Origin of the sequence: Bacillus sp. FH, assembly GCF_052216825.1 — a bacterium.
Classification (GTDB): domain Bacteria; phylum Bacillota; class Bacilli; order Bacillales; family Bacillaceae_G; genus Bacillus_A; species Bacillus_A paranthracis.
Genome location: NZ_JBQOUU010000001.1, coordinates 1,172,466 through 1,184,537 on the forward strand (window position 1 = coordinate 1,172,466; position 12,072 = coordinate 1,184,537).

The 12,072-nt window shown below is 35.6% G+C and carries 12 protein-coding genes and 1 pseudogene; 3 read left to right on the top strand and 10 right to left on the bottom strand.

What is annotated here, in order from left to right:
• Positions 1–6 precede the first annotated feature (6 nt).
• The 3 genes and pseudogenes from rsmH to panE all read right to left on the bottom strand — a co-directional run bounded on the left by rsmH (position 7) and on the right by panE (position 3,895).
• Positions 7–940 (bottom strand): annotated as a pseudogene (gene rsmH, locus ACTT1L_RS06105) (16S rRNA (cytosine(1402)-N(4))-methyltransferase RsmH).
• 368 nt (positions 941–1,308) lie between these two features.
• Positions 1,309–2,925: a bacillithiol biosynthesis cysteine-adding enzyme BshC gene (bshC, locus tag ACTT1L_RS06110; RefSeq protein ID WP_000403052.1), complete on the bottom strand. Its 1,617-nt coding sequence runs from the start codon at positions 2,923–2,925 to the stop codon at positions 1,309–1,311.
• 79 nt (positions 2,926–3,004) lie between these two features.
• Positions 3,005–3,895 carry a 2-dehydropantoate 2-reductase gene (gene panE / locus ACTT1L_RS06115; protein ID WP_000782392.1) on the bottom strand — a complete coding sequence of 297 codons (891 nt, stop codon included), beginning with the start codon at positions 3,893–3,895 and terminating at the stop codon, positions 3,005–3,007.
• A gap of 293 nt (positions 3,896–4,188) precedes the next feature.
• On the opposite strand from panE, the gene ACTT1L_RS06120 reads away from it, so the two are divergent.
• A complete protein-coding gene (locus ACTT1L_RS06120; protein WP_000506707.1) occupies positions 4,189–4,662 on the top strand; it encodes an N-acetyltransferase in 474 nt (157 codons plus the stop codon).
• A gap of 34 nt (positions 4,663–4,696) precedes the next feature.
• On the opposite strand, the gene ACTT1L_RS06125 is transcribed toward ACTT1L_RS06120, so the two are convergent.
• The 3 genes from ACTT1L_RS06125 to ACTT1L_RS06135 form a co-directional block, all read right to left on the bottom strand.
• Positions 4,697–5,203: an RsfA family transcriptional regulator gene (locus ACTT1L_RS06125; RefSeq protein WP_000246478.1), complete on the bottom strand. Its 507-nt coding sequence runs from the start codon at positions 5,201–5,203 to the stop codon at positions 4,697–4,699.
• Between the two features lie 130 nt (positions 5,204–5,333).
• The gene (gene rpmF / locus ACTT1L_RS06130; protein ID WP_001984764.1) at positions 5,334–5,507 is read right to left on the bottom strand and encodes a 50S ribosomal protein L32; all 174 of its coding nucleotides are present in this window, start codon (positions 5,505–5,507) and stop codon (positions 5,334–5,336) included.
• Positions 5,508–5,568: 61 nt separating this feature from the next.
• On the bottom strand, positions 5,569–6,069 hold the full coding sequence (locus ACTT1L_RS06135; protein WP_000872145.1) for a YceD family protein: 501 nt from the start codon (positions 6,067–6,069) through the stop codon (positions 5,569–5,571).
• A 153-nt stretch (positions 6,070–6,222) separates the two neighbouring features.
• Between ACTT1L_RS06135 and ACTT1L_RS06140 the strand changes: the two genes are divergently transcribed.
• Positions 6,223–7,464 (top strand): nucleotidyltransferase, encoded by a 1,242-nt coding sequence (locus ACTT1L_RS06140; protein WP_169823862.1) that lies wholly within the window; start codon positions 6,223–6,225, stop codon positions 7,462–7,464.
• A 29-nt stretch (positions 7,465–7,493) separates the two neighbouring features.
• Here the strand turns inward: ACTT1L_RS06140 and ACTT1L_RS06145 are convergent, their stop codons facing one another.
• Together ACTT1L_RS06145 and ACTT1L_RS06150 are read right to left on the bottom strand one after the other, a co-directional pair.
• Entirely contained in the window at positions 7,494–8,516 is a 1,023-nt protein-coding gene (locus ACTT1L_RS06145; protein WP_000476307.1) for a SepM family pheromone-processing serine protease, read from the bottom strand.
• On the bottom strand, positions 8,509–9,300 hold the full coding sequence (locus tag ACTT1L_RS06150) for a patatin-like phospholipase family protein (RefSeq protein WP_000662598.1): 792 nt from the start codon (positions 9,298–9,300) through the stop codon (positions 8,509–8,511). Before ACTT1L_RS06150 ends, ACTT1L_RS06145 begins: the two co-directional genes overlap by 8 nt.
• A 113-nt stretch (positions 9,301–9,413) precedes the next feature.
• On the opposite strand from ACTT1L_RS06150, the gene ylbJ reads away from it, so the two are divergent.
• Complete coding sequence (ylbJ, locus tag ACTT1L_RS06155; protein WP_000273104.1) at positions 9,414–10,643, top strand: sporulation integral membrane protein YlbJ; 1,230 nt, start codon at positions 9,414–9,416, stop codon at positions 10,641–10,643.
• On the opposite strand, the gene coaD is transcribed toward ylbJ, so the two are convergent.
• Both coaD and rsmD read right to left on the bottom strand, forming a co-directional pair.
• Complete coding sequence (coaD, locus tag ACTT1L_RS06160) at positions 10,635–11,126, bottom strand: pantetheine-phosphate adenylyltransferase (protein WP_000200598.1); 492 nt, start codon at positions 11,124–11,126, stop codon at positions 10,635–10,637. The two genes, ylbJ and coaD, sit on opposite strands and share 9 nt — an antisense overlap.
• The gene (gene rsmD, locus ACTT1L_RS06165) at positions 11,123–11,689 is read right to left on the bottom strand and encodes a 16S rRNA (guanine(966)-N(2))-methyltransferase RsmD (protein ID WP_001266987.1); all 567 of its coding nucleotides are present in this window, start codon (positions 11,687–11,689) and stop codon (positions 11,123–11,125) included. The genes coaD and rsmD overlap by 4 nt, the downstream gene beginning before the upstream one ends.
• Positions 11,690–12,072: the final 383 nt, after the last annotated feature.

Consider the following 12,072-nt stretch of genomic DNA (forward strand, 5'->3'; position numbering starts at 1 on the left):
CCCTTTTTATCGTTTTTCAGCGATTCTCAATTTCGCAGAACGCGCTCGATTATTTTCTTCTAACTCTATATCAGAAGGTAAAATCGGTTTTCTTGTAATAAGCTTTAATTTCGGCTTAAATTCATCAGGAATAATTGGTAATCCTGGTGGCAATTGTGGCGTTGTACTATTTCGCTTAAACGTCGTTTTACAAATACGGTCTTCTAAAGAATGGAATGTTATAACGCTAACTCTTCCGCCTGGCTTAACCATCTCAATTGCAGATTCCAACGCTTCTTCAAATACTTTCAATTCATCATTTACCGCAATACGGATCGCTTGGAACACTCGCTTCGCAGGATGTCCACCCGTTCTACGAGCAGGAGTCTGGAATACCCTCTTTAATTAGTTCTACTAATTCCCCTGTCGTTTCAATAGCTTTATTCTCACGATACGCTTCAATTTTTCTTGCTATTTGTTTTGAAAATTTCTCTTCGCCATACTGGAAGAAAATTCTTACAAGTTGTTCATATGACCAACTATTTACAACATCATAGGCTGTTAATGGGGCATCTTGATCCATTCGCATATCTAACGGTGCATCATGATGGTAACTAAAGCCACGCTCTGGTGTATCTAATTGCGGGGATGAAACACCTAAATCAAATAAAATACCGTCTACTTCTGTTATACCTAATTCCTGTAGTTTTTCAGATAGGTAACGGAAATTACTCCTTACTGTTATGAACTGCTCACCGTATGAAGAGAATTTTTCTTTCGCATTTTGAATTGCTATCTCATCTTGATCAAACGCGATTAATCTTCCGCCTTCAGTTAATTGGGATAATAAATAAGAACTATGTCCTCCTCCCCCCAGTGTACAATCTACATATGTACCACCTGGCTTTATATCTAAGCCATCTACTGTTTCCTTCAAAAGCACTGTTACGTGATTAAACATTGTTGCACCTACTCTTTTTCCAATTAATTATGTTGAATGTATCTCCTCCTCTAAACGCATATTTCACGACTAGAGAACGAAATACTATGAAAGAACGACTCATTTAACTTGCCTACAAAGGCAGCATACTATACAAATCGCCATTTTCTTTTATTATATACTAAATTTTATCATCTTTTGCGGGAATTTAAATAAAAAACTGTCGAAAAAGATAATAATACGTTTACATTTTGTGCTATTTTGTCATATATTTAAGTATCCTGCATAATTACGATATTAGCTCTTTTAAAATTAATAATTCAGAAAAATTTCACTTCACAGTAAATTCAACGGAATAAAAATAAAATCCTGCTCCTAAGAGCAAGATTCTATAGTTTTATAACGTGATGTTTTCCATTCCAAGAGAACGGTTTTTCCATTACACGATCAACGAAATCTAAACCGAACTGATTTAAATAGTAACATACATTCCACACACGCTCTTGTGGCGCTCCCAATGGGCGTAGTGCAAATTGTATACGACGGAATTTATTTAGTTCCACTTCATGTTTTTTCTCAACATTTCTTTTCAACATTCTTTCCAACAGTTCAATTTGTTCATTAATTTTGAATTCGTTTTTCCCTGCAAACGAACTTAATCCAGGATCTATTTTCTTCACAAACTGTTGTAATGACTTATGAATATCAATTATTTCTTTTTTCGCCTCTACAAATCGTTCATCTATCGGTTCCTCTATTTGATTAGATAGCCAGTTTTCACGCAACTTATCTACGTTATTCAAAAACGGGTCACTCTCTTGCAATTGTAAATCGTGTAAATCTGTCGCTATATCCCTCTCAATATAAGTAATTGTAATACGAGGAACGACAGGAGGCATTCGGAAGCCGATAGTATGGAAGACTTGTTGTAATTCACTCCAGTAAGCTAATTCCCCTGGACCTCCAATAAACGCCAACGTAGGAAATACATACTCTTGCATAAGAGGGCGCGTTACAACATTATTACTAAAGCGCTCTGGGCTTCTTTCCATCTCTTCAATCAATTCCTCATATGAAAAGGAATACGTCCCATCTTTCCCAACAAACTTCCCTTGATTGTCTTCAAGCAACACTCGCTCATTATCAATTTCCATAAATATATGTACTGCATTAGACTTTGTTTCAATAATTGGCTTATATCCTAATTCTTTAATTACTTCCTGTTGGTTATGAAGCCCCTCTTGCACTTCTTTATACTTACTTACAATTTGTTTAAAAAACGGCACTTCTAATTTTCTTAATTCAGGATGATGCGAATCGACAAGAATTAAACCAGAATTCATGAACATTTTCATAATAAGGTGACCAAAGAAATCTACATACGTATTCGATTTCCGTAAAGAATCATCAATAAATCGCAGTACATCCTTTGTAAAATTCGTTTCAGGGTATGTTTTAAAAATTTCTTCAATCCACTTTCTACAGTCTTCCAAAGAAAGCTCAGACTCTGAAGCACTCGCCTTTTTCGGATTACGATCATGAAAAATGGTCTTTTTTATTTTTTTATTCTTCGTTACAAAAGTATGATTAATTTCATCCATATCATGGTCTTCACCAGCAATCCAGAAAACAGGAACAACTTTAACGCCTAAACTTTCTTCCTTTTCCTTCGCAAGCTGTAAAACTGAAATAATTTTATGAATCGTATAAAGTGGCCCAGTTAATAACCCAGCTTGTTGTCCAGCTATAACAACATATGTATCTTCATCTTCAAGCGCTTTTACATTTTGAATTGTAGCTTCTCCCGCTTGTAATTTTGTATTATATTCTAATAAATGCGCTACTAAATCTTGGCGGAAAAACTCCCTCTCACGCAAATCTTGTACACGCTGTTTAAAAGCATCTTCTGTTAACATATAATCAAAACACGACTGTATCTCTTTTTTACCGTTCATATAGTCCGCTACAACACCTTGTTGCGGAACAGAGATTTCTTTTATCTCCATATAATTCTTCCTTTCGTATCCTGTTCTCTCACCAATCCACATTGTAGTCAATGTTTCACGTAAAAGCAAAGAATTACACTTATACTTTTACTTCTAACCCTTTTATTGCATCGAACAAAAATTGAAGTGTCGGAACGGATCGTTGCTGTTTCTTAGCTTCTTCTAATACATATCCAACAATCGCACCAATCTCTGTTTGTCTATTCGCCCTTACATCTGCCAGCATAGATGATGTATTATGAGATGTTCTTTCACATACATGACGTACCATTTCCCATACCATTTCTTTTTCTTCTTTAACGAGAAAAACGACTTCCTTGAATACTTGCTCCATCATCTGATAAAAAAACGGGTTCGTGATCAATTCTCCGTTCTTGACCTGTAATAATGCCGTCAATGGATTGATACATACATTCACTACTAATTTTTTGTGCATAACATCCTTCCAATTATCTTCTATTCGAATTGGAAAATGCGGAAAAGGAAAGCAATTAAATATTTTTTCAAAATGTATAGACCGACCGCGCACGATTCCAAACTTCGTTACACCTATCCCTGTATGATAAACGGTATGTCTTTCTTCTTTTTTCGCACCATGCTCTACAATTCCAACTGCAATATTTTCATTCTCTATTTTCTGCATAGCATGAAGGTGTGACATTCCGTTTTGCAAAAAGACTACTGAGGATTTCCCTCGCACAAAAGGTAGTATGTCAGTTATATGATATTGCTTAACAGCAATAAATATATAATCTAGCTGCTGGTCTAGCATGCTTTCTATTGGTAATACTGGCGGGAATACCGTTTCACGTTTCCCCTCCCTAATACAAGTTACACCCGTTATATTTAATTCGTCAGCCTGCTTAGCTGTCCTTGTAAACAACGTAACATCTTGATTACTTTTTTGTAAATAAAATGTATACAATAGACCAATAGCTCCTGGTCCCACAACTCCAATTTTCATTTTCACACAAGGAACTCATTTGAACACGATACATAAGTCCCTTTTTCCCCTCCTCTTTTATTCCGCGAACCCCCGATTCATACGGAATCATAATTAACTAAAGATGATCAAATGCCACCTCTTCTTTCAATATGTATATACTACTTATTACTATACTTCTACTCTTAGTTTAGCAAATCCTCAAAAAAATAATAAAAGAAATACACTATCATCTTCATAAAAATAAAAAAATGAGTTATAATATTATTATAAATATTTTCACTTTTCTGCATTCAATGAGACAAAAAGGATGTGATGTTATGGGATTCCCAAAAGTTGAGCGCTTGCTCATCAATTATAAAACATTAGACGAGTTTAAAAAATTTAAAGGCTGCGGAGCTCAAGAACTATCCATGTTAGAAGAATTACAAGCAAACATTATTGAAAACAATAGTGAATCTCCATTTTACGGTATTTATTACGGTGGATCACTCATTGCACGTATGAGTCTATACATGAAAAGGAACGGCGGGGAACCATTCGAAATTACAGGTACTTACCTAGAACTTTATAAACTTGAAGTATTACCAACTTTCCAAAAACAAGGATTCGGAGAAATGCTTGTAAATTATGCGAAGGGACTGCAGTTCCCAATTAAAACGATCGCACGTATCCATTCAGCTGGTTTTTGGGATAAATTAAATTTCCAACCTGTGTCAGTACCTGATGGTGATTTTTACGTTTGGCACCCAGAAACAAATTTGAATGCGGTTACAAATGAAGAGTCTGCATAAGAAATAAAAAAACAGCTACATAGCAGCTGTTTTTTTATTTCTTTAACTTCTCTAATTTCCCATTCGAACGAGCGCTATTTCTTTCCGCTACCATTACACTTCTTTTTTGATCGATATAATCAAGCAATGTTCTATATTCTTCCTCATATACTGATAATCGCTCCAACAGGCTCTCCTTCTCTGTTTGTAACGATTCAATTTGCTGTTGCAACACCACTAAAGAGTTTTCATCTTTATAATTTTGCAAGAAATCAATAACATCATTCAATGTAATTGACGTAGGTTCTAATACCTTCGTCTCTTTCACTTCATAATTTTCCACTTTACGCAGTTGCTTCGCTTCTTCAATACGTTCTTTGTATTGCTTTCTAACGTAAGAATTCCATCTAAAGCCACATGCTGCTGGTGTACGAGATAAATGTCTTCCCACTTCTTTAAAGGCAGATAATTGCGTTCCACCTTCTCGAATATGCCGGAGTACTACTTCTGCCAGAAGCAAATCTTCATCATCAGTCCAAGCATCTTGTCTTGTTGTCGCCATCTCTCTAGTCCTCCCTATGCATTTTTTATTAAACATATGCAGTTACTAGAAAAGATAGAATACAACAAATGAAGAATAAGACAAAAAAAAATAAACGTAGAAGATATCTTCTACGTTTATTTTCCCGCAATTACTTGCTGATTACTTCTTTACCTTTGTAAGTACCGCATGCTTTACATACACGGTGAGCTAATTTCGCTTCACCACAGCTTGGGCACTCTACCATACCAGGTACTGATAATTTGAAATGCGTACGACGCTTTCTTTTTACTGTTTTAGAAGTTCTTCTAAAAGGTACAGCCATTCTTCCCACCTCCTTAAAAGAAATAGTTATTTTCATATGAAGGCCTGAACCAGTCTTCCGATTATTTGTCAAAAAACTTTGCAAGTCCTGCCAATCTTGGATCAACAGGCTTTTCTTTGTCTTCTTCCGAAATCACTTGCCAGTCTTGACCTTGCGTCGGTGCTCCACCAGAAACATCATCACTGAAAATTTGCATTGGAATCTCCAAAAGTATATTTTCCTTGATTACGGGCAGTAAGTCAAGTACTTCTCCTTCTAAACAATGAATTTCAGCTTCAGTTTCAAATTCTTCTTGTGAAGTTTGGAACACCTCAGTTGTTTTAATGTCAAATGGTAATGTCACATCTACTAAAGAGCGAGAACATGGTAAAACCATGCTTCCAGTTATATGTAGATGGAACGTAAACTTACCGGAGCCAAAATCAACTCTTCCTGTTACGTGAACAGGATTAATTTCACGAATATCTTTCTCGACCTCTTTTAGCTCACTTACATCTACCATCTCATCCAATGTCAATCCTTTATTTCTCAATTTATTCAATTGATGGATGGACCATTTCATATCATATCACCTCAAGGCAACAAACAAAATTATAGCTAGCCATTTTATATTTGTCAATGTTTTTTCTTTACACTATAATGAAGTCATCATAGTAAATAATATATAGAGTATCACGTTTTTCAAAAAGATGCTACATCGAAAGGAGAGATTACCATAAAAGCCAGTGGTATTGTTGTTGAATATAACCCTTTTCATAACGGTCATGCTTATCATGTGCAACAAACAAAAAAGTTAACACACTCTGATATTACAATCGCTGTTATGAGTGGCCCTTTTTTACAACGTGGTGAGCCAGCACTCGTATCCAAATGGTATCGTACCAAAATGGCCTTAGCATGCGGTGTAGACCTTGTTGTAGATCTTCCTTATGCCTTTTCAACGCAAAAGGCCGAAACCTTTGCAAATGGCGCTATTTCTATATTAAACGCCCTACACGTTTCTGAAATTTGTTTCGGCAGTGAAGATGGACAAATCGAAAATTTTTATAACACCATCTCTGTGCAGAAAAATGAAGAAGAGACTTTTAATCGTCTTGTAAAGCAATTTATGAACGCAGGTAATAGTTACGCAAAAGCTACATCTGAAGCTTTCCTACACATTTTATCTTCTGAAAAAAATATAGACATGTCACAACCAAATAACATTTTAGGCTTCCAATACATAAAAGCAATTCTAATGCAAAATAGTTCTATGCAAGCACAAACGATAAAAAGATTCGCATCTCATTATCATGATGAAACATTTAACGACCAACATATTGCAAGCGCAACAAGTATTCGCAAACAACTTTTTAGTGAAAATAGTTCCTTTACAGAAATTGAGCCTTTCATCCCAAAAGCGACTGCTTCTCTTTTAGCGAGTTATAAACAAAACTACGGGACATTACATAATTGGGAACAATACTTTTCATTTTTTAAATACAAACTTATGACAATGTCTCCAGAAGACTTACGACATATATATGAAATTGAGGAAGGTTTAGAGCATCGTATTTTATCAAAAATACAAACCAGTTCCTCCTTCCATTCATTCATGGAAGCGTTAAAAACGAAACGTTATACGTGGACTAGATTACAAAGAGCTTGTACACATATTTTAACAAATACAACAAAAGAAGAAATACATTGCGCAAATATAGAGCAACATGCACCATACATTCGTCTATTAGGCATGTCACAAAAAGGACAAACGTACCTTTCAAAAAACAAGAAAAAAATAGAGCTTCCAATCCTTACCCATACAAAAACATTTGACCATCCTACTTTACACATAGATCGAAAAGCCAATTCTGTATATTTCTCCATCATACAAGAACCATTACGAACACAACTACTAAAACAAGATGCAACACATCACCCAATTCGTTACGATGAAACAACTGCAAAATTCCTATAAAAAAATCTCTCTGAAAAAGAGAGATTTTTTTATTTATTGCCCATTTTTTCCAAATACATTAATGCATCATCCAACGTATCAACTGGCACAACTTTCATTTTCGTTTTAATATCTTTCGCAGCCTCAAGTGCATCTTTATAATTCGATTTCTCTGCACCTTTTTCATTTGGTGCAAAGAACACTTCAGCACCAGCATCACTTGCAGCAACCACTTTTTGCTGAATACCGCCAATCGGGCCAACTTCTCCCTTTTCATTGATCGTCCCTGTTCCAGCTATTTCATGCCCTCTTGTTAAATCATCTTCCACCAGTTGATTATATATTTCTAATGTAAACATTAGGCCTGCCGATGGTCCGCCTATTTCATGAGAGTCAATTTTCACTTTCGGATCTACCACTAATTCTCTTTCCGTAACGATAGAAACACCTATACCAACACGTCCATTTCCATTCGGAATAGTCTTTACATTTAAATTTTCTTTTAACTGTTTCCCATCCCTCTTGTACTCAATATTTACTGTATCTCCTTCTTTTTTCCCTGTCATATATTCAATAAATTGTTCTGTCTTTTCAAATGTTTTTCCGTCGACGGCAATGATAACATCTCCAAGTTTAAGCTTTCCTTCTGAAGGCATCCCTTTCGCTACACCAGCAACCAACACACCTTTATTTTCAAAAGAAACAGTACGATTTGCACGTTTATAAGCATTATAAATCGCTGCATTTTGCGAATCTTTCATCGCATAATTTTGGCGAAATTGATATTCTTCATCACTTTCACCTTTTTGCAATATTTCTTCCGCTTTTGAAATATGTGTATATTTATTAAACTGTGCCGCTATTAAATTCACTACATTTGCCGGTCCCATTGAAACCGTAACAAGCATAAAATCACCTGATTCTTTTGTTCCCCCTTCAACTTGAACGTAAGGCTCTAATTTGGCAGCCATTCCTGGTTTCGTTACATAATACGGCAGGCGTACATAAACAAGTAACATTGCCAATATAACCCCTATTAAAATTGCATATATAAACCGAAAACGCTTAAACATTATGTTTCTCCTTCCACTGCTCAATTAATAAATGAATATTTGCAACATGCTTTTCCGCTTCTACCTCTCCAACTCGAATAATGTCTTCAATGTTTGTAAAAGCCCGGGAACTAAATTGTTCTACAGCTGGTCGCATCATTAAATCAGATGCAATTTGCCGATTTATCACAAGCTCATGTTGCATAATTTCAATACTCTGCATAATTACATCATAAATAGACGTAACCTCTCCATTTACTTTAATCGGGGATACATCAACAGCAATGACAATATCGGCACCTAACTCTTTCACAACCGATACTGGGATGCGATCAATTACTCCGCCATCTACCAATAATCGTCCATCTATTTTCTCTGGCACAAACACTCCAGGTACAGAAATACTTGCTCTCACCGCCTCTGCAACTGGACCACTTGTAAAAACTACTTTTTCCCCCTTTAAGATATCAGTAGCCACAACAGCCGTCGGGATATCTAATTCTTCTAAATTTTTATTATATGTAAACATTTTAATCATATCTTTGACACGTTTTCCAGAAATAAATCCCATTTTCGGAACCGTAAAATCTAAATAATATTTCCTCTTAAAAACATTTGCCAGTTTATACAGTCTTTCAACGTTTGAACTAGCCGCATAAAATGTACCTACTAAAGCCCCCATACTACTTCCTGCAATCATATGAATCGGTATATCATTTTCCCTTAAAACCTTTATAACACCAATATGAGCAAAACCTTTTGCGCCCCCAGATCCAAGAGCTAAGCCAATTTTCGGTTCTTTCACTTTTCTCACCCTTTAATTTTTTTCGTTCCTTTTTCATACTTATGGTCTAAATTCACTACGTATCCACGTATACTGAAATGAACGTTTTTTGGGACAAAGGGGGATTTACTTACATGTATGAAAAATGGAAAACGGCTTTCCTTACCATATCAACACTTTTTTTAACCTTTTCTCTTGTACTCCACCCCCAAGCTGCTTTACAAGCTTCCATTCGAGGGTTAAATATATGGTGGGAAGTTGTATTCCCTTCACTTTTACCGTTTTTCATCATTGCCGAACTTCTCATTAGTATTGGTGTTGTAAAATTTATAGGCGTTATATTAGAACCACTTATGCGACCACTTTTCCGCGTTCCAGGAATAGGCGGATTTGTTTGGGCAATGGGAATGGCTTCAGGCTTTCCCGCTGGCGCCAAATTAAGCGCTAGACTGCGCAAAAGCAATCAGCTAACACAAATTGAAGCAGAGCGCCTCGTATCTTTTACAAACTCATCCAATCCACTTTTTATTTTTGGCGCTGTTTCTATCGGTTTTTTCAATAATCCGAAATTAGGAATCGTATTAGCTGCTGCACATTATGTAAGTAATTTTGCTGTCGGGTTACTGATGCGTTTTTATGGCAATAACAACAGTTCCACGCATGATAAACATGTTACTAAAAAACACCCTTTTCAAAACCCTTTTTCAATTCTACACGAGACACGTATGCAAGAAAAAAGACCAATAGGAAAATTACTTGGGGACGCTATCGTTTCTTCTATTCAAACGCTACTTATGATTGGTGGATTTATTATTTTATTCTCTGTTTTAAATAAAATGATTACTGTATTTCATATTACAGCAGCCCTTTCTTTTATTATGCAACATATTTTATCATTCTTCCAACTAACTACTGAATTTAGTATCCCAATATTATCTGGCATGTTTGAAATGACACTTGGAAGCCAAATGATTAGTCAAATAACTGAAACACCCCTCCTGCAGCAAGCTATGGTAACAAGCTTTATTTTAGCATTTAGCGGCCTTTCTATTCAGGCACAAGTCGCTAGCATATTAGCTGAAACAGACATTAGATTTAAGCCCTATTTTTTCGCACGAATTATCCAAAGTATTCTTGCCCCTATTTTTACTTTTATATTTTGGAAACCATTTTATGAAAAAGTAAGCTCTTTCTCACCTATGCAAAAAGATATCCCTGTCTTTTTATCGAATCATTCTTCTATTCTGCATGAATTTTGGACATCTTTTATACACTACGGACCGATATTTACATTATTTTGCTTATATGTATATGTCATCTTATTATTTTTTCGGAGCAACAAAGAAAAACCCCGTTCACTTTAACGGGGTTTGAAACTTTTCTTTTAAAGCACGTTCTACAACAGGAGGTACAAGATCTACTACACTTCCTCCATATCTCGCAACTTCTTTCACAATGCTCGAGCTTAAAAATGAGTATTGATTGTTTGTCATAATAAAAAAGGTTTCAATGTTTTCATCTAACTTTCGATTCATAGAAGTAATTTGCATCTCATATTCAAAATCAGAAACTGCGCGTAATCCACGTAAAATCGCGTTCGCATTACGCATTTTTGCATACTCAACTAATAGTCCACTATGTGAATCTACTTTGACATTAGGAATATCCTTTGTTGCTTCTCGAATTAAATCTAAACGCTCTTCCACTGAAAAGAACGGTTTTTTTGACGAGTTGTTTAAAACTACTACGTATACCTCGTCAAATACTTTTGCTCCCCTTTTAATAATATCCAGATGCCCAAGGGTAATTGGATCAAAACTTCCCGAAGAAATAGCTATACTTGTCATTCCGTCCCCTCACCTTCATACTTATAAATCGATATCGCTGTAATGCCATAATTTTCAGCTCGCACTTTTACAAGTCTTCCTATAGCCTCAGGTAAAACTACATCATTACCATGCTCCGCCATAATTAAACCATCGTTATGTAGCAATCCATGTTGATCCATTACACTAATTAAAGATACAATTTTTTGATCTTTATATGGAGGATCAATTAATATAAGATCAAATGATATTTCACGTTTTATAAGTGCTTTTATCGCACGTTCTGCATCATTCCGATATACTTCAGCTTGTTCCTGTATTCTACAACTTTCTAAATTTTGATGGATTACCTTTATCGCTTTATTGTCTCGATCAACAAAAATCGCTTTATCAATCCCTCTACTTATAGCTTCGATTCCAAGACCACCGCTACCACCAAATAAATCAAGAGCGACACCCCCATCAAAATAAGGGCCTATCATATTAAAAATGGATTCTTTTACTTTATCAGTCGTTGGACGTGTTGTATTACCTGGCACCGCTTTAAGTGGGTGTCCTTTACATTTTCCTGAAACTACTCTCATCTGTTGTCACTACCTTTATTTCAATCTATAGAGCAATTATAGAAAGCCCTTCTCCATTCGGTAACCGCTACCAAACTTTACGATTCCATTCATCTTCCAACGAAGACTAGAAGAACTTAGCTTAAAATAACCGCTCTGCATTTTTATGTATTCATCTCACCATTCGCTAACACGAACTATTCGTTTCACTTTATCTTTTTTATCCTATCATAAAATAAAAAAAAGAAAAATAAAAAGCCCAACATAAAATTTAATTTCATCATGTATATCTTCATTTAGATTGGACATAAATAACTATAACAACATCACCTTCGATGTTGTTGCCAACCGCGGAGAAGACTTACGTTTCCCCATAAGTTCTTCCTCCGGTTTCTCCTCTCCCT